Source organism: Frisingicoccus sp., from assembly GCF_048388605.1.
In the GTDB taxonomy this organism is placed as follows: Bacteria; Bacillota; Clostridia; order Lachnospirales; family Lachnospiraceae; genus Frisingicoccus.
Genome location: NZ_DBGCTU010000031.1, coordinates 21,899 through 43,249 on the forward strand (window position 1 = coordinate 21,899; position 21,351 = coordinate 43,249).

General features: G+C 46.2%; 25 protein-coding genes. 2 read left to right on the forward strand and 23 right to left on the reverse strand.

Annotated elements, in window-relative coordinates; all coding sequences use genetic code 11:
- Positions 1-25: 25 nt before the first annotated feature.
- From pgeF to pta, 22 genes are all read right to left on the reverse strand, one after another.
- Positions 26-853, reverse strand: a complete 828-nt coding sequence (gene pgeF / locus ACMN7X_RS07890; RefSeq protein ID WP_418746921.1) for a peptidoglycan editing factor PgeF — start codon at positions 851-853, stop codon at positions 26-28.
- A gap of 40 nt (positions 854-893) precedes the next feature.
- Positions 894-1,238, reverse strand: coding sequence for a YraN family protein (locus tag ACMN7X_RS07895; protein ID WP_418746922.1), 345 nt, complete (start codon positions 1,236-1,238; stop codon positions 894-896).
- 22 nt (positions 1,239-1,260) lie between these two features.
- On the reverse strand, positions 1,261-2,019 hold the full coding sequence (locus ACMN7X_RS07900) for a ribonuclease HII (protein WP_418746923.1): 759 nt from the start codon (positions 2,017-2,019) through the stop codon (positions 1,261-1,263).
- An 87-nt stretch (positions 2,020-2,106) separates the two neighbouring features.
- Positions 2,107-2,691 carry a signal peptidase I gene (lepB, locus tag ACMN7X_RS07905; RefSeq protein ID WP_418746924.1) on the reverse strand — a complete coding sequence of 195 codons (585 nt, stop codon included), beginning with the start codon at positions 2,689-2,691 and terminating at the stop codon, positions 2,107-2,109.
- Between the two features lie 5 nt (positions 2,692-2,696).
- On the reverse strand, positions 2,697-3,542 hold the full coding sequence (gene ylqF / locus ACMN7X_RS07910) for a ribosome biogenesis GTPase YlqF (RefSeq protein WP_418746925.1): 846 nt from the start codon (positions 3,540-3,542) through the stop codon (positions 2,697-2,699).
- A gap of 13 nt (positions 3,543-3,555) precedes the next feature.
- A complete protein-coding gene (lepB, locus tag ACMN7X_RS07915; RefSeq protein WP_418746926.1) occupies positions 3,556-4,128 on the reverse strand; it encodes a signal peptidase I in 573 nt (190 codons plus the stop codon).
- A 68-nt stretch (positions 4,129-4,196) separates the two neighbouring features.
- Positions 4,197-4,544 (reverse strand): 50S ribosomal protein L19, encoded by a 348-nt coding sequence (gene rplS / locus ACMN7X_RS07920; RefSeq protein ID WP_418746927.1) that lies wholly within the window; start codon positions 4,542-4,544, stop codon positions 4,197-4,199.
- 100 nt (positions 4,545-4,644) lie between these two features.
- Positions 4,645-5,391 carry a tRNA (guanosine(37)-N1)-methyltransferase TrmD gene (trmD, locus tag ACMN7X_RS07925; RefSeq protein WP_418746928.1) on the reverse strand — a complete coding sequence of 249 codons (747 nt, stop codon included), beginning with the start codon at positions 5,389-5,391 and terminating at the stop codon, positions 4,645-4,647.
- A 19-nt stretch (positions 5,392-5,410) separates the two neighbouring features.
- A complete protein-coding gene (gene rimM, locus ACMN7X_RS07930; protein WP_418746929.1) occupies positions 5,411-5,932 on the reverse strand; it encodes a ribosome maturation factor RimM in 522 nt (173 codons plus the stop codon).
- 79 nt (positions 5,933-6,011) lie between these two features.
- On the reverse strand, positions 6,012-6,242 hold the full coding sequence (locus ACMN7X_RS07935; RefSeq protein ID WP_178041850.1) for a KH domain-containing protein: 231 nt from the start codon (positions 6,240-6,242) through the stop codon (positions 6,012-6,014).
- 21 nt (positions 6,243-6,263) lie between these two features.
- Positions 6,264-6,509 (reverse strand): 30S ribosomal protein S16, encoded by a 246-nt coding sequence (gene rpsP, locus ACMN7X_RS07940; protein WP_418746930.1) that lies wholly within the window; start codon positions 6,507-6,509, stop codon positions 6,264-6,266.
- A 72-nt stretch (positions 6,510-6,581) separates the two neighbouring features.
- Entirely contained in the window at positions 6,582-7,928 is a 1,347-nt protein-coding gene (ffh, locus tag ACMN7X_RS07945; protein ID WP_418746931.1) for a signal recognition particle protein, read from the reverse strand.
- 48 nt (positions 7,929-7,976) lie between these two features.
- Complete coding sequence (gene ylxM, locus ACMN7X_RS07950) at positions 7,977-8,336, reverse strand: YlxM family DNA-binding protein (protein WP_418746932.1); 360 nt, start codon at positions 8,334-8,336, stop codon at positions 7,977-7,979.
- A gap of 95 nt (positions 8,337-8,431) precedes the next feature.
- Entirely contained in the window at positions 8,432-9,649 is a 1,218-nt protein-coding gene (ilvA, locus tag ACMN7X_RS07955; protein WP_418746933.1) for a threonine ammonia-lyase, read from the reverse strand.
- Positions 9,650-9,667: 18 nt separating this feature from the next.
- Positions 9,668-10,594, reverse strand: a complete 927-nt coding sequence (ftsY, locus tag ACMN7X_RS07960; protein WP_418746934.1) for a signal recognition particle-docking protein FtsY — start codon at positions 10,592-10,594, stop codon at positions 9,668-9,670.
- Positions 10,595-10,605: 11 nt separating this feature from the next.
- Positions 10,606-14,172 (reverse strand): chromosome segregation protein SMC, encoded by a 3,567-nt coding sequence (gene smc, locus ACMN7X_RS07965; protein WP_418746935.1) that lies wholly within the window; start codon positions 14,170-14,172, stop codon positions 10,606-10,608.
- The gene (gene rnc, locus ACMN7X_RS07970) at positions 14,163-14,888 is read right to left on the reverse strand and encodes a ribonuclease III (RefSeq protein ID WP_418746936.1); all 726 of its coding nucleotides are present in this window, start codon (positions 14,886-14,888) and stop codon (positions 14,163-14,165) included. Before rnc ends, smc begins: the two co-directional genes overlap by 10 nt.
- An 87-nt stretch (positions 14,889-14,975) precedes the next feature.
- Positions 14,976-15,206 carry an acyl carrier protein gene (gene acpP / locus ACMN7X_RS07975; protein WP_418746937.1) on the reverse strand — a complete coding sequence of 77 codons (231 nt, stop codon included), beginning with the start codon at positions 15,204-15,206 and terminating at the stop codon, positions 14,976-14,978.
- Between the two features lie 47 nt (positions 15,207-15,253).
- Entirely contained in the window at positions 15,254-16,258 is a 1,005-nt protein-coding gene (gene plsX / locus ACMN7X_RS07980) for a phosphate acyltransferase PlsX (protein WP_418746938.1), read from the reverse strand.
- A gap of 147 nt (positions 16,259-16,405) precedes the next feature.
- Positions 16,406-16,585 (reverse strand): 50S ribosomal protein L32, encoded by a 180-nt coding sequence (gene rpmF / locus ACMN7X_RS07985; RefSeq protein WP_132093879.1) that lies wholly within the window; start codon positions 16,583-16,585, stop codon positions 16,406-16,408.
- A gap of 3 nt (positions 16,586-16,588) precedes the next feature.
- On the reverse strand, positions 16,589-17,107 hold the full coding sequence (locus ACMN7X_RS07990; protein WP_418746939.1) for a YceD family protein: 519 nt from the start codon (positions 17,105-17,107) through the stop codon (positions 16,589-16,591).
- Positions 17,108-17,282: 175 nt separating this feature from the next.
- A complete protein-coding gene (gene pta / locus ACMN7X_RS07995) occupies positions 17,283-18,281 on the reverse strand; it encodes a phosphate acetyltransferase (RefSeq protein WP_418746940.1) in 999 nt (332 codons plus the stop codon).
- A 181-nt stretch (positions 18,282-18,462) separates the two neighbouring features.
- Between pta and ACMN7X_RS08000 the strand changes: the two genes are divergently transcribed.
- Positions 18,463-19,695: a nucleotidyltransferase family protein gene (locus ACMN7X_RS08000; protein WP_418746941.1), complete on the forward strand. Its 1,233-nt coding sequence runs from the start codon at positions 18,463-18,465 to the stop codon at positions 19,693-19,695.
- A 102-nt stretch (positions 19,696-19,797) separates the two neighbouring features.
- Positions 19,798-20,616 (forward strand): hypothetical protein, encoded by an 819-nt coding sequence (locus tag ACMN7X_RS08005; protein ID WP_418746942.1) that lies wholly within the window; start codon positions 19,798-19,800, stop codon positions 20,614-20,616.
- A 25-nt stretch (positions 20,617-20,641) separates the two neighbouring features.
- On the opposite strand, the gene ACMN7X_RS08010 is transcribed toward ACMN7X_RS08005, so the two are convergent.
- A complete protein-coding gene (locus ACMN7X_RS08010; protein ID WP_418746943.1) occupies positions 20,642-21,349 on the reverse strand; it encodes an ATPase in 708 nt (235 codons plus the stop codon).
- Between the last annotated feature and the right edge of the window lie 2 nt (positions 21,350-21,351).

The window sequence follows — 21,351 nt, forward strand, 5'->3', positions numbered from 1 at the left end:
TGATTTCTCTTTCAACGGATTTCTTTTATTTCAGACATAAAAATGCCGCCAGACTTCCCCGTTCATTACCTGTTTTCCGATGGGACCAGAGAAGTTCCGGGTGGCAGCCCGTACACCAATGAGTTATCGTGATATTTTCCGGGAGCATCCCCGCGTCCAGCATGACCTGCCGGTTGGCCTCCCACAGGTTCAGCTGATATTTATCATTTCCCTTAGCGTACATTAACATGTCACTCATTTGAAATTCTTTTTCAAAAACTTCCGCCACTTCCCGGCTGACTTCATAGCAGGACTGGCAGATGGACGGCCCGATAACGCCCACAATATCCCTCGGCTCGGAGCCGTAATTTTTGGCCATGACTTCCACGGTGCGCGCGCCGATGCGCCCGGCGGTTCCCCGCCATCCCGAATGGGTAAGGCCGATTGCCTTTTTCACCGGGTCAACAAAAAACAGGGGAACACAATCCGCATGATAAGAAATCAGCGGCAACCCCGGCACATTAGTCACCTGGCCGTCCACATTAAAATGAGTTTTAGGCCGGAGGATACCGTGTCCCGCATCCGCCTCCGTCACAACCCGGACATTGGTCGTATGGGTTTGATCCGTTGACACAATTTTGTTTTTATCCATATGGACGGCGCTGCAGAAACGCCGGAAATTTTCATCCACATGGGCTTTGTTATCTCCGCGGGTATAGGACAGATTCATTGATTTATATATACCCTTGCTGACGCCGCCCAACCGGGTGGAAAAACCGTGTTCCACACATCCGAGGGCATCCAGCGCCCGATACCGTATCACCGGCACCTCCGCTTTCCAGTCCACATATTCCGATGTATATTCTGAATTCATATAAGTCTCCTGATTATTTATTACGGCGAAACCGGCGCCGTCAAAAAGCATTTTCAATATGTTCCAGACGGTGATTCTCGAATAAGATCACATCAAAACGGTAATCCCTTTCCCACGCAAGCCGGTGTTCGCAAATATACCGGCGGGCGGTGCGGCGTATTTTTTGTTGCTTTTCTTTCGTTACCGCCGTTCCCGCGCTGCCGAAGGCGTCACTGCTCCGGGCCTTTACTTCGATAAAAACGATCGTCTTCTCCGGCGATTCCCCGATCAGATCGATCTCGCCATAACGGCAGGCGTAGTTTTTTTCTAATATTTTATACCCATTCCGGCACAGATATTCGGCGGCTTGAGTTTCATATTCTTTTCCGAACAGACGCTTATTCACGGGCCGTCCTCCCTTTGAAATATTAAATAAAATGGGTGATAAAGCTTCGCCGGTGAATCGGGCACGGGCCGATAGCCTGTATCTTTTCAATGTGTTCTTTTGAACCGTAGCCTTTGTGCTTATCGAAACCGTATTCCGGGAAAATTTCATGATAAGCTTTCATCATCCTGTCCCTGGTCACTTTGGCAATGACACTGGCTGCCGCAATGGAAAGGCTTTTGGCGTCCCCTTTTATAATCTTTTCCTGAGGAACATCCAGCCCGGGAATGATGACCGCATCGTTTAATAAAATATCCGGGCGGAATTTCAAATGCCCGACAGCCTGGCGCATCGCTTCATAGGTTGCCTGCAGTATATTGATCTCATCGATCCGCTCCGGCGATACGATTCCCGTTCCCACGGCCAAAGCCCGGTTCATAATGATATCGAACAATTCCTCCCGGCGTTTCTCGCTGAGCTGTTTTGAATCATTGAGATAGGGAATCTTCAGTCCTTTTGGAAGTATGACGGCTCCGGCCACCACCGGTCCTGCCAGCGGCCCCCGCCCCGCCTCGTCAATTCCGCAGATATACTCACAGCTCTCATAATACTTTTTTTCATAAAAGAGCATGTTTTCCAGGCGTTCCGCCTCTTTTTCTTCCCGGTTGATCTGATTCCTGCAGCTCTCCACAAGCTTTACGACTCCCGAGCGGGTATCCGATCGATATTTTTCTATAAATAATTGTCTCTCTTCCGGCCGGATCTCCGAAAGTTCCCGGCGGATCTCACTGATGGTTGCCATAGTACACCTCTTCCGATCGTATATTGATCTGCGCGTCGATTGAAAAAATTCTCCTGCTCATAAAGCAGGAGAACGATTATTTTATATCTACTGATGTTTCAACAAGGTCACCTTATCCAGCGGCCATATTCTCACCCACGCCCGGCCGATAATATCTGAACGCTGAATATTGCCCACTGATGCAAAGCGGCTGTCCTGGCTGTTATTCCGATTATCTCCGAGGACAAAATATTCATCCGGCCCCAGAGTGATCGCATCGGCCGCCAGTCCCCCGTCATTCATCACCTCATTGCCATAAGTCTCATTCAGCTCATAGCCGTTGATATATACTCGGCCGTCCTTAATCTCGACAGTTTCGCCCGGCATACCGATAATTCGTTTGATCAGCAGCTTGGAAGTATTCGCTTTCTGAGGAAATACAATAATGTCAAATCGTTTCGGATCTTTAAACCGATAGGTGATCTTATCCGTGATCAGATTTTCTCCATCCTCGAGTGTCGGATTCATGGAATCGCCGATCACAATGGTCCGCTGCCCGACAAATTTGATGACACAAAACATGATGGCAACAACAATAATGCAGTAAATAATCAATCCAATAATCTCTTTTGCTTTACTTTGTTCTATTTTTTCCGGTTTTGTCTTTCTGTCTGAATAAACTTTTTTACTCATTTGTTCTACTCCTGTGGAAATTCCAATGTCAGTCGGCCGAGCTTGCCGGAACGGAAATCGTCGATCAAAAGCTTTGAAGCCTTATCCAGATCCAGAGTATTTCCTTTTTGGCGGCAGTTCCTTGCCTCGGCAATGCCCTCCAATACAGCTATTTTATCACAATTTTCATCAACTGCATATCTTTCTTCCAAAATTCCCGGATAAAATTCTTTTAAAAACTCAATAAGACGGATAGATAATTCACTGATATTTAAAATTTCGTCTTTAATGGAGCCGATCAGCGCCAGACGCTCGCCGACTGCCGGATCGTCAAATTTCGGCCACAAAATTCCCGGAGTGTCCAGCAGTTCCACATTTTTATTGAGCCGGATCCACTGCTTTCCCTTTGTCACTCCCGGCTTATTTCCCGTCTTCGCGCAGGCTTTTCCGGCATAGGTATTAATAAATGTGGATTTTCCCACATTCGGAATACCAACGATCATTGCGCGCACCGGGCGATTGATGATGCCCCGCTTTCTGTCCCGCTCTATCTTTTCCTTGCAGGCCTCTTGGATCATATTGGTTATATTTTTTATCTGTCCGCCTTTGCGCGCGTCCAGCTTATACACATAATACCCCTGTTTTTTAAACCACCGCTCCCATTCGGCTGTCCGTTCCGCATCCGCCAGATCATATTTATTTAATAAGATCATGCGGGACTTCTGCCCGGCCAGATGGTCAATATCCGGATTTTTGCTGGACAGGGGAATCCGCGCATCCACCAGTTCTATCACAATGTCGATCAGCTTTATATCTTCCTGCATCATCCGACGGGCTTTCGTCATATGCCCCGGATACCATTGAATGTTCATAAATTCCGTCCTCCTACTTCACTCTGCCTTCAATCTGGGATTTATTGATCACTCCGATGCTCGATGAACGGCTGTCATAGCTGCTGTTATTGTAATTATCGCACAGCATGAAATATTCATCATCCTGCAAAACAACGACATCATTGGCAATACCCGCATCCTCAATCGGTTCGCTGCCCACCGGATAGGCAATTTCCTTATCGTCCACATATATCTTTCCGTTTTGAATCTGGACTTTTTCTCCCGGAAGACCGATAATACGAAGTACATAATAGACATTGGATTTTGTCTCACCCATCTTCACCGCCACTGTATCCATCCGCTTCGGCGAGGTGATCTTATAGATGAACTGATTGATCTTCAGCACTTCCTCTTCCTCAAAGGTAGGGGCCATAGCATCGTTGGAAATAATGGTTTTCATGCCAAATCCCCGGACATACATCACGGCGATGCCGACCACAAGAAACCATCCGATGATAAACATACCGAGATTCGCTGCATGGGTGCCGATCCGAAGCTTTTTTACTTTATTGATGGAACGTTTCCATTTTCGTTTTACTTTCGTTTTGCGTTTTCCCTGAGTCATGGACTGCTCCTTTATCATTATAAAAATGGGACAACTACCTAAGTACTTGTCCCATAGATTTTGACGAATTATTTAACTAATTCTTTAACTTTTGCTCTCTTACCTACTCTGTCTCTTAAGTAGAACAATTTAGCTCTTCTTACTTTACCTCTTCTTACAACCTCAACCTTTTCTACGATCGGGGAATGTAACGGCCATGTTTTTTCTACGCCGACACCGTTGGAACTCTTTCTTACTGTGAATGTTTCACGGTTGCTGCCGTTCTGACGTTTGATCACAGTGCCCTCGAAAACCTGAATTCTTTCACGGTTTCCTTCTTTTACTTTTGCGGATACACGAACTGTATCGCCCACATTGAACTGAGGTACTTCAGCTTTTAACTGAGCAGCTTCAATATTCTTAATAATGTCGTTCATCTCAATGAACCTCCCTTAAATTTATAAATCCGACGTTCTTAATACATTTTAAGAGGTAACAGAGGACCGTCTTTTTTCATACCAAAATACTATATCACATTCACTCTGAGAAATCAAGATTTTTCCTGAGGTTTTCCAGTATTTTTTTGTCATCTTTTGTCAATTCGGCCTTTTCCAGCAATTCGGGCCGCCGAAGAAGGGTTCGCTTTAAAGACTGTTCCCTCCGCCATTTTTCAATATTTCCGTGATGGCCGGATAAAAGAACCGGCGGGACTTTTTTATCCATGAATGTTTCCGGGCGGGTATACTGGGGATATTCTAAAAGTCCATCCTGAAAAGACTCGTACTCCGCTGAATCGTCATTATTCAAAACGCCGGGAATGAGCCTGGAGATCGAATCGATCATTACCATGGCCGGGAGCTCGCCGCCGGTGAGAACATAATCGCCGATGGATAATTCATCGGTGACAATTTCCTCCAGCACCCGCTCGTCAATGCCCTCATAGTGACCGCAGAGAAAGATCAACTCCTCCTCTTTGGAAAGTTCCTCCGCAATGGCCTGACTGAACACCTTCCCCTGGGGCGTCATATAGATCACCCTGGGCTTTTTTTTCATATCTTTAACAATATCCTGATAACAGTCGTATACCGGTCCCGGCTGCATGACCATGCCGGCGCCGCCCCCGTAAGGGTAATCATCCACATGCTTATGCTTATCCTTTGAATAATCCCGGATATTGACAATATTCAATTCAAATATATGATTTTCGATAGCTCTTCCCGTGATACTTGTTCCAAGTCCGGCGGATATCATATCCGGAAAAAGCGTCATAACATGAAACCGCATCCTTTACTCCTTCGGTCATTTACCGGCGATTTAAATCCAACAGCCCCGGAAGTAAATGAACCGTCACCTTTCCTGTCTCCGGATGGATCTCCGGCACACATTGTTCGATATAAGGGATCAGCACTTCATCGCCCTCATCGGTTTTCACAACAAAAACATCGTTGGCCCCTGTCTGAAGGACATCCGTCAAAACGCCGATCTCCTGCCCTTCGTCGCTCACCACCTGAAGGCCGATCAGATCAACAATAAAGAATTCATTTTTTTTCAGCTTTACCGCGTGTTCCCGGTTTACAAGCAGATCTTTTCCCTTGTACCGCTCCACATCATTCAGTGTATCTATTGATCTGAATTTTAAAATCGGCGTCTGCTTAAAAAATTTGCAGCTCTCAACCTCCACGGCCACCTGTTCCCGGCCGGTATCAATAACGCACTGCTTCAGTTTTTTAAAACGGCTGATATCATCGGTTGTCGGAAATATTTTGACCTCGCCGCGGACGCCGTGGGTGTTCGAGATCACCCCGACACGTAAATATTCTTCCATATATATTATATATTCCTTTCGTCCCTTATCCCGAAAAGACCCCAGTCCATAACGGATTGAGGTCTTTTCAAATGCTGAATTACTGAAGAATTTCAACAATTACTTTTTTGTCATCCTTTGATGCAGCGGATTTTACAACGGTACGGATCGCTCTCGCGATTCTCCCCTGTTTGCCGATGACTTTGCCCATGTCCTCCGGGTCAACTTTAAGCTCCAGAACAATGGATTTCGGGTGAACAGTCTCCGTAACAACAACACCTTCCGGATGGTCAACAAGAGCCTTAGCGATAACTTCAACTAATTCTTTCATCCCTCGCACCTCCATCAGCAATTATTTTGTAATTCCTGCATTTTTGAATAATTTGCTTACAACTTCTGTTGGCTGAGCACCTGTGGATAACCATTTCTGTGCCAGTTCTTCATTGATCTTAACTTCGCTTGGTTCCACATTTGGATTGTAAGTACCAATCTCTTCAATGAAACGGCCGTCTCTTGGAGAACGGGAATCTGCAACGATAATTCTATAGAAAGGAGCCTTTTTCTGACCCATTCTTCTTAAACGAATTTTTACTGCCATCTTTTTCACCTCCTGAATCAACTTTTGTATATAAAAAGGAAATCACATTCCTGATTATCAGTTTCAAACCGTTTAGAAACCAAACGGCATACGGAATTTACTCCGTTTCTTTCCGGATAACTGTCCCGAAAACTGTTTCATCATCTTTTTCATCATATCGAACTGCTTGACAAGGGCATTGACCTCGTTGATGGAAACGCCTGCGCCGGCAGCGATCCGCTTTTTACGGCTCATATTCATCAGATCCGGATTGGCCCGTTCCTCCGGCGTCATCGATAAAATAATGGATTCGGTTCGTTTCATCTGGGCTTCACTGCCGCTCAGATCCACATTTTTCAACTGACTTCCCATTCCCGGAATCATGGCGATCAGATCCTGAATATTCCCCATGTTTTTCACCTGGCTCATATTCTCAAGATAATCCTCATAAGTAAATTCTGCTTTTTTAAACTTACGGGTCATCTCTTTGGCCTTATCCGCATCGATCTGGGCTTCCGCCTTCTCAATCAATGTGAGAACATCGCCCATACCGAGGATTCTTGAAGCCATGCGGTCCGGATAAAACTGCTCCAGATCCGAAAGCTTTTCGCCCATGCCGACATAAAGGATCGGCTTGCCGATAACGGCCCGGATAGAGAGAGCCGCGCCACCCCGGGTGTCGCCGTCCAGCTTTGTCAGAATAACGCCGTCCAGGCCGATCGTTTCATCAAAGGATTTGGCCACATTGACTGCGTCCTGCCCTGTCATGGCGTCGACAACAAGAATGGTCTCATCGATGTCCAGCGCCGCTTTGATATTCTGCAGCTCCGCCATCATCTCTTCATCCACATGAAGCCGTCCGGCCGTATCCAGGATCACCACATTAAAATTATTCTTTGCCGCGTGTTCCACGGCCGCTTTGGCAATATTCACCGGATTTTGATTTTCACCCATGGCAAAAACCGGAACACCCTGTTTTTCCCCGTTGACCTGAAGCTGTTTGATCGCCGCGGGACGGTAAACATCACAGGCGACAAGCAGCGGGCTTCGCCCTTTTTGCTTCATCTTCCCGGCGATTTTGGCACATGTCGTCGTTTTTCCGGCGCCCTGGAGACCTGCCATCAGAATAATGGTCACCTCATTGGAAGGCTTTAACGGAATCTCCGTCGTCTCACTTCCCATCAGGGAAACCATCTCTTCATTAACGATTTTTATAACCATCTGTCCGGGCGTCAGACTGGTTAAGACATCCTGGCCGATCGCCCGTTCCTGAACGGATTTAATGAACTGCTTAACAACCTTAAAGTTAACGTCTGCTTCCAGCAGAGCCATCTTAACTTCTTTTAAAGCGGCTTTCACATCGGCCTCAGTCAAACGTCCTTTATTCCGAAGATTTTTAAAGACGTTCTGCAATTTTTCAGATAAACTTTCAAATGCCATGGAAAACCTCCCTTCCGGCTTCATGCATCCCCGCGGGACCGTTGAAGATCACATCTCTTCCAATATCCCGTTGGAAATATTTTCAATCTGCCGCAGATATTCGGCGGATGCTTCGGGAACGCCTTCGGTTCTGAGAATCTCTCCGGCCAATTCATGAATCTTTTCAACCTGTTCCTTGGCCGTCAAAAACTTTTGTACGAGATGAAGTTTCTCTTCATAACTGTTTAAAAGTTTCTCACAACGCTTAACAATATCATAAACTCCCTGACGGCTGATCTGCCGGTCTTCCCCGATCTCACTCAGAGAAAAATCATTCAGAACAAAATCCTCATAAATAGATTTCTGATGAGCCGTCAGCAGCTCGCCATAAAAATCATAAAGCAATGCCTGCTTTAACATCTTATCCATAAAAGCACCACCTGTAAAGTGTTTTTACTTTACAGGTGGTATTCTACCTTATCTTTATTCGGATGTCAACCGATTTTTTCGAATTTTTCATGAAATTAATAAATTTGTTTCGGTCCCTTTAAAACCGGGCGGTATCCCCGGCGTTCCAATTCTTTTAAAATCCGTTCTTTATGCTCTGTTCCGAAAGCTTCCAGCGTGATCCGAAGCTCTACTTCATTGCTTCGATTAACGCTGATAAACTGGTTATGCTCCAGCTTGATGACATTGCCCTGAAGCTCGGCAAGAATTCCTGCAACCCTGTAGAGCTCGCCCGGCTTATCCGGCAAAAGTACGGAAACGGTAAAAATACGGTCGCGCTGGATCAAACCATTCTGAACCACAGAGGCTATGGTGATCACGTCCATATTTCCGCCGCTCAAAATTGAAACGACTTTTTTACCCCGAATATCCATCTGTTTCAGGGCGGCCACGGTAAGAAGGCCCGAATTCTCCACGATCATTTTATGATTTTCCATCATATCGAGGAAAGCCCCGATCAAATCATCATCCTCAACGGTGATAATATCATCCACGTTTTCCTGAATATATGGAAAAACAATGTCGCCCGGCGTCTTTACGGCGGTACCGTCGGCAATGGTCGTCACCTTCGGCAGGGTCACCACATGGCCCGCTGCCAGAGATGCCTTCATGCAGGCTGCCCCGGCCGGTTCCACCCCAATCACCTTAATCTTTGGATTGAGCATTTTAGCCAGTGTGGAAACACCGCAGCACAAACCGCCGCCGCCGATCGGCACAAGAATATAATCCACTGTCGGAAGTTCCTTAATGATCTCCATAGCGATGGTTCCCTGCCCCGTGGCAACGATCTCGTCATTAAACGGATGAATGAAGGTATAGCCCTTTTCCTCAGCCAGCTCCAGCGCATAGGCGCAGGCGTCGTCATAAACATCTCCGTGAAGAATGACTTCCGCCCCATAACCCTTTGTTCGATTGACTTTGATGAGCGGCGTGGTTGTCGGCATAACAATAACTGCCTTTGCCCCCATAAGTTTTGCCGCGTAGGCCACACCCTGGGCATGGTTTCCCGCGGAGGCGGAAATAATGCCCCGCGCTCGCTCTTCATCTGTCAGCGTACTGATTTTATAATAGGCGCCGCGCAGTTTATAAGCACCCGTAAACTGCATATTCTCCGGCTTGAAATAAACCTTTGCGCCGGTCTGCTCTGAAAAGTAATCGCTGTATACCAGTTTTGTTTCAAGTAATACCCGGCTCAGCCGTTCGGAAGCTTCTTCAAATTTTTCTAATGTCAGCATGATATTTTTCCTCTTTTCTTATGATTGGAACAGCGCGTCCACAAAGGAATCACTGTCAAATTTCTGCAGGTCTTCAATCTTCTCGCCAATTCCGATATATTTCACCGGGACTCCCAGTTCCGCCTGAATGGCGATGGCAATGCCGCCCTTGGCCGTGCCGTCCAGCTTTGTCAGAATAATCCCGGTAATATCGGCGGCTTCCTTAAACTGTTTTGCCTGTACCAGGGCATTCTGTCCCGTTGTGCCGTCCAGGACGATCATTGTTTCACGGCAGGCATCCGGATATTCCCTGTCAATGATGCGGTTGATCTTTTTTAGTTCCTCCATGAGATTCTTCTTATTATGAAGGCGTCCCGCCGTATCGCAGATCAAAATATCCGTATTTCTGGCCTTTGCTGCGGCGACGGCGTCAAAGACAACCGATGCCGGGTCGGAACCCTCCTGTCCGGCAATGATGTCCACGCCGGCCCGATGGGACCATTCTGTCAGCTGTTCGATCGCGCCGGCCCTGAAGGTATCCGCCGCTGCCAGCAATACCTTTTTTCCGGCGTTTTTATACTGCCCGGCCAGTTTGCCGACGGAGGTCGTCTTGCCGACGCCGTTGACGCCGATGATCAGCATCACTGTCTTTTGATTTTCAAAATCATAGGCGTCCTCCGCCACAGCCATCTGTTCTTTAATGGATTTAATCAGATAATCCCGGCACTCCGACGGTTCTTTCAGATGATTTTCTTTCACCTTTATTTTTAAATCCCCGATGATCCTCTCCGTTGTGTGGATACCGATATCAGCCATAACGAGAACTTCTTCCAACTCTTCATAAAAGTCGTCATCAATGGAAGAAAATCCACTGAAAATATCGTCAAATACCGAAGCAATACTGTTTCGGGTTTTGGTCAGCCCTTCAACCAGGCGGCTGAAAAACCCCTTTTTCTCTTCCGACATCTTTCTTCCTCCTACTTTGTCAGTTCATTTTCTATTAAATTAACGGATACAAGCGCAGATACGCCCTTTTCCTGCATCGTTACGCCATAGAGAACATCCGCCGCATTCATTGTCCCGCGCCGGTGGGTAATGATGATAAACTGGGTATCCTCCGTCAGATTATTCAGATACCGGGCATAGCGCTTCACATTGGCATCATCCAGCGCCGCCTCAATTTCGTCCAACAGGCAGAAAGGCGACGGTTTTAACCGCTGGATCGCAAAGAGCAGGGCGATGGCCGTCAATGCCTTTTCGCCGCCGGAAAGCTGCATCATATTCTGGAGTTTCTTTCCCGGAGGCTGGGCGGTAATACGAATTCCCGCATCCAGAACATCCGCATCCTCCATCAGTTCCAGCGTCCCTTTGCCGCCGCCGAAAAGTTCGGCGAATACCCGGCCGAAATTCGCCTGGATCTTCACGAAGTTTTCACGGAATTGTTCTCTCATGGCCTTATCCAGATCCTGGATGATCCCCGAAAGCTTTCCTTCGGCATCCACCAAATCATCGTGCTGGGCTTTCAGCGTCCGATACCTTTCTGATACTTCTTTATATTCTTCAATTGCATTGAGGTTGATGTTTCCCAGTCCCTTGATCGCTTTTTTCAATTCGCCGATTTTTTGCCGGATATCTTCCATAGAAAGTTTTTCGCCGTAACCGTTCTGCAATTCCAGCGCCGAATTAAAGGTGAGTTCATATTCTTCCCACATATAATTGCTCAGTTTACTCCGGTCCTCTTCGCACCTGGAAATCAAATGCTCCAGGCGGAAAATTTCTTTATCGAGAAGACTGCACCTGTCGGAGAGGCTCTCCCGGTTCTCGAAAAACCGTTTTTGAACCGCCGTCATCTGTTCCCTGTCCTCTATAAGCTTTTTCAGCGCCTCATCCAGAGAAGCATCGCCGGAAACCGCCGTTTCGGCCGATTTCCGCATTTCATCAACTTTCCGACTCTTTTCCCGGATGACGGCCTGACACTCATCGGATTTACGGTTTAAATCGCCGTATTCTTCTTCCAGTGTTTTAATTTCTTCTAAAATTCTTTTTCGATTTTCCTCAAGGAAATTCTGCTTTTGTATGTAACCGGAAAAGTCAATGTTGATCTCGGAAGCCCTGCCGGAGAATTCCTGCTGTACGCGGATTTCCTGCTCCAGTTTTTCATTCAGCGTTTCAATAGCGCCCTCTGCTTCCGCCTTCATTTGTTCATAACCGGATTGCTCTTTTAAGAGGTCGCTTTTAAAACTGTCGATTTCCGAAGTTTGGCGTTTCAGTTCTTCGGCTTCTCCGGAAAGTTCTTCATAAGCTGTTGTCTGAGATGCCGCCGAAGATTTCAATTGATTGACATGCACATACAATGTATTGGATTTCAGACCGATCTCCTGCAGATTTTCCTGAATTCCCGCCAGCTGCCGTTTGTTCTCCCGTTTCGCGTCATGGGCCTCATCTGTCTGCCGGTTCAAAAGCGCCAACTCCTGTTTCAGCCTTTCCATTTGAAAGCTCATTTCCTCCATTTCCCGGTGGCGTCCGAGCAGGCTGCCCGTATTTTTAAATGTACCGCCGGAAATGGAACCGCCGGGACTTAGGGATTCGCCTTCGAGGGTAACGATCCGCAAAGAATAGTGGTATTTTCTTGCCAGTTTTAACGCGTTGTCCATTGTATCCGCAATGACGACCCGCCCTAACAGGTAATCTGCCAGCCTGTCAAATCCGTCATCATAGGATACAAGTTCACTGGCGATACCGATAACACCTTTTTCTTTTAAGATTCTTTCTCTCTCCGGCAGCGTCCGGGCCACAATACTGGTTAACGGCAGAAAGGTGGCGCGGCCAAATCGGTTTCGTTTTAAATATTCAATCATGAGTTTGGCTGTTTTTTCATCCCTGGTGACCACATTTTGAATACTGCCGCCAAGGGCTGTCTCCACGGCCGTTTCATAGGTTTTATCCACCTTTATGATATCCGCCACAACGCCGACGATTCCCGGCACCTGCTTTTTTTGTTCCATGATCCGCCGGATGCTGTTTCCATAGCCTTCATACCTTTCGGTGATCCCCTGGAGTGTCTGATATCTGGAGCTGAGGCGATGGTATTCCTGCTCTTTTCGGTTTAATTCTTCATGGAAGGCATCAATCTGTTTTTGAATGGCCTGCCCCTTTGCCTGAAGAGCTTCCTGCTTTTTCTGAAGGGTTTCACGGCGTTCGTTTAAACCCTTCTGTTCTTTGCCGTACTTTTCCAGTGTCTCCTCCCGGCTGGCCGCTTCGCTTTGGATTGTCAGCAGACGTTGATTCAACTCTGATTTTCGAATCTGAATCTGTTCCAGCATGGCGTCGTAGCGCTGAAGCTTTGCTCTGACACCGCCGATCCGATTCAAAGACTCAATGACATCGCCGTTTTTTTCCTCGATGGCCTGACGCAGCTGCTCGATCATACCATTCATGGAATCCAGCCGATTTTCCGCCTCTTTTTTTGTATTCTCAAGAGAAGCGGTTTTTTCTGCCAACTTTTTCAGCTCTTCTTCCCACTGTTCCGCCTCCTGCTTTTTGCTGTTCATGCTCTCAGAAACCTGGGTGCGGCGTTCCTCATAATGTCCGGCCGCCGCCGCTTCGCTTCGCATCTGCTCCTGCAAAAGGCGGATCTCACTTTCACGTTTTTCCCTCTCAAGGTGGATATCCGAAATCTTCTTTTTTAATGTGTCAATTTCTCCGTTGCAATTTTCAAGCGTTCTTTCCATCTGAGAATATTCAAGCCGGGCCTTTTCCAGTTTTTCCTGGCTTTCTTTCAGATCGTCCTTCGCAATCTTGTATTTTTCCGTATAATCCGAAGCCGCTTCTTTGAGCCGTGTATATTCCGAAAGATACATTCGGACATCCAGAGCTTTCAGTCCGTCCCTCAGTTTCAGATATTCTCTGGCTTTTTCCGACTGGCGGGCCAAAGGCCCTACCTGCTTTTCCAGTTCTGCCAGAATATCCGTCACCCGGTATAAATTCTGTTTTTCAATATTCAGATTTTTTTCCGCCAGAGCCTTTCGCTTTTTATATTTGACGATGCCGACGGCTTCATCAAAAAGCTCCCGGCGCTCTTCCGGCTTACCGCTCAATATTTTATCGATCTGCCCCTGTCCGATGATGGAATAGCCTTCCTTGCCGATACCCGTATCAAAGAAAAGTTCCTGCACATCTTTCAAACGGCTTGTATGCCCGTTAATAAGATATTCGCTCTCCCCGGAACGGTAGACACGCCTGGCAACTGTCAGTTCTTCATAATCGATGGGCAGCTTATGATCCGAATTGTCGATCGTGATGGCGACATAGGCAAAACCTAATGGTTTTCTGTTCTCGGTACCGGAAAAAATAACGTCCTCCATCTTGCTGCCGCGAAGCTGTTTGGCACTCTGCTCTCCAAGTACCCACCGTACTGCGTCAGCCACATTACTCTTTCCGCTGCCGTTAGGTCCTACAATGCCGGTGATCCCTTTGTTAAATTTCAGTATCGTCTTATTTGCGAAGGACTTAAATCCCTGCAGCTCAATACTCTTTAAATACATAAATCTTCGTCCTTATCTCTAAATTTTCCTTCAGCTCTTAAAGTCAATAAAGACTCATAGGCAGCATTTTGCCCGGCAGCCTGCTTTGTGCGTCCGCTTCCCTTTCCGAGAATCCGGTCCCCAAGACGGATCTGCATGACAAATGTCCGATTATGTTCCGGCCCGAATTCATCCACCAGCTCGTAAACCGGCGTATCCTTAGACCAACTCTGTATGTTCTCCTGAAGCGTCGTCTTGCTGTCATAAAAAAGACGGGTATTTTCCATATCATTCAGAACAAAATTCATGATAAAACGCCGTGCGGATTCCAGCCCGCCATCCAGATACAGGCTTCCGATAACTGCTTCCAGCGCATCGGATAATATGGAATCCCGTTCTCTTCCGCCGGTCATATCCTCGCCTCTGCCAAGCTGCAGGAAATCTCCAAGTCCAAGCTCTCTGGCGCAGTAGGCCAATGCCGGTTCGCAGACAAGGCTTGCCCGCGTCTTACTTAATGTGCCTTCCAGCTTTTCAGGATATCGTTTAAAAAGAACATCGCTGGAAACCAGTTCCAGCACCGCATCGCCGAGAAATTCCAGACGTTCATTATTCTGGCATTTTTTCAGCTTATGTTCATTGGCATAGGAACTGTGGATCAAAGCCGTCTCAAGCAGGGATACATCAGAATACTGATAACCTATTTTTTTCTGGAAAGCAGAGATTCTATTTAAATCCATTATTTTCCCCTTTCTGTTTTTGATTTAAAAAAGGAGCCTCTTCTTGTAACCGGAGACCCCTGTTTTATGTGCTCTATTACACTGCAATTAATTTAAAATGTTTTTGATCGCTTCCATAGCATCACCGACAGTAACAATACTTTCTGCGGAGTCATCAGGAATTTTAATGTCAAGTTCATCTTCAATGGCCATAACGATCTCTACCGTATCCAGAGAGTCACAGCCAAGGTCTTCCGCAAAAGAAGAATCCATTGTAATTTCACCGGCATCAAGCCCCATGATATCTGCAATAATCTCTTTTAATCTTTCTAATTCCATAATCTAACGTCCTTTCAAAAATAAAATTATTTTATGAGATTGGGAAATCACTGATTTAAAATTTCCTCTATCCGTACATTGATATTCTGCTTTTTAAAGGATATACATCGAAGAATCGAATTCTTGATGTCATATGCGCCGGAACTTCCATGGGCTTTCACGACCAGCCCTTTCAGTCCAAGCAACGGTGCGCCGCCATATTCACTGGAATCGAATTCTTTGGCAACCCCCTTCAAAGCAGGTTTTACGAGGAAACCACCTATCTTGGTTTGAAACGAAGACATCATCGCTGTCTTCATTTTTTTAATCAGCGTCATACCCACGCCTTCATACAGTTTTAAAATAACATTTCCAACAAAAGCTTCGCAGACAATAACATCTGCCTTCCCTGACGGAATATCTCTGGCTTCAATACTGCCGATAAAATGAATCGACGGACACTCTTTTAACAGCGGGTATGCCTCTTTGACCAGCTGGTTGCCCTTCTCCTCTTCCGCACCGATGTTGACGATCGCCACCTTTGGTTTTTCAACGCCCATAATGTGTTTCATATATATCGAACCGATCTGGGCAAACTGCAGCAGATGCTGCGCCCGGGCATCGACATTGGCGCCGCAGTCGATCAAAAGCGAAAAACCTTTTTCGGTTGGAATCAGCGGTGCAAGCGGCGGCCTCTGGACTCCCTTGATACGGCCGACGATCAACTGACCTCCGGCAAGGACTGCCCCTGTTGAACCGGCGGACACCATTGCGTCTGCCTCACCATTCTTCACCAGTCTCTGACAGCGGACAATTGAAGAATCCGGTTTGTTCCGAATCGCTTTGACCGGCGATTCATTATTGCTGATGATCTCTGTTGCCGGGATGATCTCGATTCGTTCTTTATCATAGGTGTATTTTTCCAGTTCAGCCTGAATTTTTTCCCTATCGCCTACCATCAACACCTTAACTTCTTTGCTGGCATTGACTGCATCCACGCCGCCTTTGACGATCTCCGACGGTGAATTATCACCGCCCATGGCATCCAGAGCGACAGTTACTAATTCTTCCATATTTCGTGCCTCCAATTACAATGTCTGTAATCATCTATAAATATACTAGATAATATACATTAAATCAACCTCTTTTTACCGAATTCAAAAGAAAAAAGAAAGGCAGGAATTTCTTCCCGCCTTCTGTTAATTTCTTTTCAGATATAACTACTGAACTTCAACGATAGATTTTTTATCGTAATATCCACAAGCTTTGCATACTCTATGAGGCATCATAAGTTCGCCGCAATGACTGCATTTAACTAAAGCCGGAGCACTCATCTTCCAATTAGCTCTACGGCTGTCTCTTCTTGCTTTGGATGATTTATTCTTTGGACAAATGGACATGGATCACACCTCCTTAAAATTCTTAAAAATATCCTGAATGGCAGCCATCCGGGGATCTGGCGAAACCCTGTCGCAGCCGCACTCTCCATGGTTTAAATCCTTTCCGCATTTCGGACATATGCCTTTACAATCTTCACGGCATAATATCTTCATTGGGAATCGAATTAAAATTTCATGATTGATCAGAGCGTCCGTATCAATACTGTTTTCCACCACATAGCTGTCATCCGCCAGATCTTCCTGCCGTTCCGATGACAGATCGATCATCTCATCCAAATCGACATGGAAGGGAACAAGAACTTCCTTCAGGCATCGGTCACAGGGAATACCAAGACTTCCTTTCCAATGGCCTTCCAGATGAACTTTCCGGACTCCCGCATTTGATAAGTTAAGAACGAGTTCACCCTTTTCACGAAAAGGAAAATGTTCACCCTGCCATTCATAAACTTCCATATTCACAGGAACAGTAAAATTCTCTGTTTTTGACGGTGTAGAAATAAGCTCTGAAATATTAATAAACATAGACGTCTCCTAACTCCATACCTCATTCATTATACATAGGTCAGAATATTTTGTCAATAATTATTTTTCGGAGATGTAAAGTATTTTCCCTTTACGCCCTTTGCGCCCTCTTCCGACTGAACAGCCGCAAAAAGGACCGGCAATTTTCTGCCGGTCCTCAATGATCATATATTGATTATTTTTCCATCTGAGCCTGTACCGCTGTAATTGCAGCAACGCCAACGATATCGTCCGCGGAGCATCCACGGGACAGATCGTTAACCGGACCCGCAAGACCCTGTGTGATCGGGCCGTAAGCTTCTGCTTTTGCAAGTCTCTGAACCAGTTTGTAACCGATGTTGCCTGCATCCAGATCAGGGAAGATAAGTACATTTGCATGTCCGGCAATCTCATTGCCAGGAGCTTTCTGCTGTCCAACCTCAGGAACGATCGCTGCATCCAGCTGGAATTCACCATCAACCAGAAGATCCGGGTATTCTTTATGAGCGAATTCAACCGCATTACGTACTTTATCTACATCCGGATGGCTTGCACTACCCATTGTGGAGTGAGAAAGCATTGCCGTGATCGGTTTTTTGCCGATTAATGTTTCAAATGTTTTGGAAGAATCATAAGCGATATGAGCTAATTCTTCGGAAGTTGGATTCTGATTCAAACCGGCATCGGAGAAAATGAATACGCCGTCAGCGCCGAATTCACAGTTTGGAACATCCAGTACGAAGAATGCGGATACAAGTTTACTGTCCGGAGCAGTTTTAAGAATCTGCAGAGATGGACGAAGTAAGTTAGCCGTAGGTGTTGTACATCCGCCGACCATACCGTCAGCAAGTCCCATCTTAACCATCATAACACCGAAGAATAAGAAGTTGGATGTAAGAATACGTCTTGCATCATTTAATGTCATACCTTTTCTTTTACGGAGTTCATAGAAATGAACGATAAAGTCATCCAATCCGGCATATGTTTCCGGGTTTACAATTTCAACCCCTGATAAATCGAAGCTTGCTGCGGATTTCGCGATATCTTCCGGGTCACCGATCAAAATAACTTTGGCTACGCCTTCTTTTTCAATTTTGCTTGCTGCTTCAATGACACGCAAGTCATAAGACTCCGGAAGAACGATTGTCTTAAGGTCCGCTTTTGCGCGTGCTTTGATTCCATCAATAAATCCCATGATGAATACCCCTTTCATATAAAAAATATTTATTTTTCTCTTCAACCATTACTATTATATACTAGTTAAAAGTGCAAAACAAGAGATTTTATTGGGCAAAACATTGAATTTTTGTATTTTTTTTGGAGCATATTCTATATATAGATGCTATAATACAATCAATACAACTTTGGAGGGAATTATGAAAGTTGGAGCGATCATCGCTGAATATAATCCGTTTCACAACGGTCATAAATATCAAATTGAAAAATTCCGCAGGGAACAGGATATCGATTATATTATCGTCATTATGAGCGGCGATTTTACTCAGCGCGGGGAACCGGCATGGATGCCAAAACATCTTCGGGCCAAAACTGCCATTATGGGCGGCGCCGATCTGGTGCTTGAACTGCCTGTCTACTATGCCACCGGAAGCGCGGCCGTGTTTGCCGAGGGGGCCGTCGCCCATTTAAACGCTTTAAATTGCGTGGAGGCTCTCAGCTTTGGCTGCGAAGGCTTTGACGCCGAAGCAGAGCATCTGGAATGGCTTGAAAGAATTTCAAATATTCTCATGGATGAGCCGGAGCGGTATAAAGAAAGTCTTTCCCGTTCTCTGAAATGCGGCCTTTCCTATCCGGCGGCCAGAGCCGGAGCTCTTTCGGAACTTATCGAAATGCCGGAACTGCTGGCGGCGCCGAACAATATTCTTGCCTTAGAGTATATCACGGCACTGAAAAAGAGTTGTTCATCTATTCAGCCGATTCCTGTCGCCAGAAAGGGAAACGGTTATCACGATCCGGATTCAGACTGCTTTTTCGCTTCTGCTTCCGCTATCCGCCGGGCGATTCAGTGTGAAAATGATATCGATCTACAGGAAGGACTTCCGGAAACATCCCGGAAGATAATCGATGCCGGTTTTCAAAGGGAGCTTCCGATGCGGCCGGAAGATCTATCATCCATGTTTGCGGCTTCCTTTCTTCGCTCTGCTTCGGATCTGTCCCGGTATATGGATGTGACCGAAGAAATCGCAAACCGCATGCTGTACTTCTTTAAAAACTATCGATCGCTGCCGGACTTTCTCATGAAAATAAAGAACAGGGCCTTTACCTACAGTCGTCTCTGCCGCTGCGCCGCCCACATTCTTCTTGAATTGGATAAAGAAACCTTTGTGCGGGCGCAGGCGGATGATTATGCCTATTATGCCCGTGTTCTCGGATTCAGGAAGGACGCTGCGCCGCTTCTGGGATATATGAAAAAGAATACGGCCATCCCCATATTGACAAAAATGTCTTCCTATCCGGAAACTTTGTCCGGCAATGGCCGGAGGCTTTTGGAGGCGGATATCCGGGCTGCCGATTATTATCGCACAGCGCTTCAAGTGAAGTATGGACAGACATTAAAAAATGAGTTTAATCAGGAAATCATCATATTATAAAACAAGGAGACATAGCATAATAACAAAAAGGTGTTATCCATGCTTTTATGTCTCCTCTTTTTTTTATTATGTCTCTGCTTTCCCGCTATCTCCGGCGGGGGAATGAAAGACGGCCTGCTGCTCGTGTTCGGCCAGGTTCTGCCCGCCTTATATCCCTTTATCCTCCTGACAACGCTTTTCAGATATCTGGCCGAACGCTCTGATGCGGGCCGCTATCTGTCGATTTTTATCGGTTTTCTCTCTGGCTATCCCCTTGGGGCCAGGGCGGCGGCCGACTTTAAGTCCTCCAAAAACCGGATAACTTCTCAGTCCCTGCTCTTGATCTGCAATAACCCAAGCCCGGCCTATATGATCAGCTTTATCGGCCTTCACTGTTTTGACGACCCTCGTCTCGGGCTTTCCATGTATATGGCGATTCTTGGCGGAAATCTGGCAGCGGGGCTTATATTTAATCCTTTTCATCGAAAAAAGAATGTGGACCTTCCTCATTTCACATCCTGTCTGCAGCCCAAAAAGTTTTCCGCGAAAGGTATCCCGGAAAATAATTTATTAGACATGGTCATCCATGATACTTTCTCAATTATTGTCAGTATATCCGGCTACGTTCTTATCTTTTCCACAGCCGCCGCCTTTATCCGGCACCTTGTCTTTTTGCCGCCCGCGGCTCAGGCTCTTCTGGCCGGCCTTCTCGAAATGACAACCGGGATCCAGATGCTTGCCTCCCAGTCTGCCGTTTCCGCAACCTCAAAGATCCTTATAACCACATGGCTCATCTCCTTCGGCGGCTTATCCGTCATAGCCCAAACAGCCGGTATGACCGGCAAAAGTTCTTTGAGCATAAAAAAATACACAACAGAAAAAGCCATAGCTGCTACTATAGCTGTTTCTGTCATGTATATTTATATAACTCTATGCCTGTAAATCAAGAAAAGCTCTTTGGAAAACCCTAGTCGATGTCATCATAATCGAAATCATCATCGTCTGCATCTTCTTCAGCTTCATCTTCTTCGTAATCATCGGATTCATAGAGGTCTTCATCCTCTTCGTAATCATCCGAATCAAAATCTGAATCTTCCGGTGCGTATACCGGCGGTTCCGCAGAAGTTACCGGCCCGTTTAACTGGCTGGACAGAGCTTCCTGATTCTCTTTCAAAACCGCAAGACTGGAGGAAAGGCCATTGATCAGGCCCTTGGAGTGTTCCTGAGAAATACTCAGCGCACCGCTGACAATATTTTCCAGATTATCCACCAGTTCTTTTGTATACTGAAGGGCATTCAAACGAATTTCCTCCGCATTGGCATTGGCTTCATTAATCGTTGCCTCGGCCTGGGCATTGGCGGCATTCAGTACTTCCTCCGCACGCTCATAAGCTTTCAGCATGATCTGATGCTCCTCGACAAGCTGATTGGTATAAGCCGTCGTTTCTTCCAGCATACGTTCAGCCTGGGCCTGGGCATCATTAATGATCTTATCCTTATTGGCAATGATCTTCTGATATCTCTTTATCTCATCCGGAGTTTTTAATCTTAATTCCGTTAATAATTCAAATAATTCATCTTTTGGTACGATAATTTTTGTCTGGGAAAAAGGCTGTGGTTTACAGCTCTCTACAAATTCTTCGATTTCATCAATTAACTGCTCGATTCTACTCATGA

Bases quoted from the DNA above. Each gene is read 5' to 3' on its own strand.
- pgeF (WP_418746921.1), bottom strand. From the start codon at position 853: ATGAATTCAGAATATACATCGGAATATGTGGACTGGAAAGCGGAGGTG.
- ACMN7X_RS07900 (WP_418746923.1), bottom strand. From the start codon at position 2,019: ATGGCAACCATCAGTGAGATCCGCCGGGAACTTTCGGAGATCCGGCCG.
- lepB (WP_418746924.1), bottom strand. From the start codon at position 2,691: ATGAGTAAAAAAGTTTATTCAGACAGAAAGACAAAACCGGAAAAAATA.
- ylqF (WP_418746925.1), bottom strand. From the start codon at position 3,542: ATGAACATTCAATGGTATCCGGGGCATATGACGAAAGCCCGTCGGATG.
- lepB (WP_418746926.1), bottom strand. From the start codon at position 4,128: ATGACTCAGGGAAAACGCAAAACGAAAGTAAAACGAAAATGGAAACGT.
- rplS (WP_418746927.1), bottom strand. From the start codon at position 4,544: ATGAACGACATTATTAAGAATATTGAAGCTGCTCAGTTAAAAGCTGAA.
- trmD (WP_418746928.1), bottom strand. From the start codon at position 5,391: ATGCGGTTTCATGTTATGACGCTTTTTCCGGATATGATATCCGCCGGA.
- rimM (WP_418746929.1), bottom strand. From the start codon at position 5,932: ATGGAAGAATATTTACGTGTCGGGGTGATCTCGAACACCCACGGCGTC.
- ACMN7X_RS07935 (WP_178041850.1), bottom strand. From the start codon at position 6,242: ATGAAAGAATTAGTTGAAGTTATCGCTAAGGCTCTTGTTGACCATCCG.
- rpsP (WP_418746930.1), bottom strand. From the start codon at position 6,509: ATGGCAGTAAAAATTCGTTTAAGAAGAATGGGTCAGAAAAAGGCTCCT.
- ffh (WP_418746931.1), bottom strand. From the start codon at position 7,928: ATGGCATTTGAAAGTTTATCTGAAAAATTGCAGAACGTCTTTAAAAAT.
- ylxM (WP_418746932.1), bottom strand. From the start codon at position 8,336: ATGGATAAGATGTTAAAGCAGGCATTGCTTTATGATTTTTATGGCGAG.
- ilvA (WP_418746933.1), bottom strand. From the start codon at position 9,649: ATGCTGACATTAGAAAAATTTGAAGAAGCTTCCGAACGGCTGAGCCGG.
- ftsY (WP_418746934.1), bottom strand. From the start codon at position 10,594: ATGTCGGAAGAGAAAAAGGGGTTTTTCAGCCGCCTGGTTGAAGGGCTG.
- smc (WP_418746935.1), bottom strand. From the start codon at position 14,172: ATGTATTTAAAGAGTATTGAGCTGCAGGGATTTAAGTCCTTCGCAAAT.
- rnc (WP_418746936.1), bottom strand. From the start codon at position 14,888: ATGGATTTAAATAGAATCTCTGCTTTCCAGAAAAAAATAGGTTATCAG.
- acpP (WP_418746937.1), bottom strand. From the start codon at position 15,206: ATGGAATTAGAAAGATTAAAAGAGATTATTGCAGATATCATGGGGCTT.
- plsX (WP_418746938.1), bottom strand. From the start codon at position 16,258: ATGGAAGAATTAGTAACTGTCGCTCTGGATGCCATGGGCGGTGATAAT.
- rpmF (WP_132093879.1), bottom strand. From the start codon at position 16,585: ATGTCCATTTGTCCAAAGAATAAATCATCCAAAGCAAGAAGAGACAGC.
- ACMN7X_RS07990 (WP_418746939.1), bottom strand. From the start codon at position 17,107: ATGTTTATTAATATTTCAGAGCTTATTTCTACACCGTCAAAAACAGAG.
- pta (WP_418746940.1), bottom strand. From the start codon at position 18,281: ATGGGATTTATTGATGGAATCAAAGCACGCGCAAAAGCGGACCTTAAG.
- ACMN7X_RS08000 (WP_418746941.1), top strand. From the start codon at position 18,463: ATGAAAGTTGGAGCGATCATCGCTGAATATAATCCGTTTCACAACGGT.
- ACMN7X_RS08005 (WP_418746942.1), top strand. From the start codon at position 19,798: ATGAAAGACGGCCTGCTGCTCGTGTTCGGCCAGGTTCTGCCCGCCTTA.
- ACMN7X_RS08010 (WP_418746943.1), bottom strand. From the start codon at position 21,349: ATGAGTAGAATCGAGCAGTTAATTGATGAAATCGAAGAATTTGTAGAG.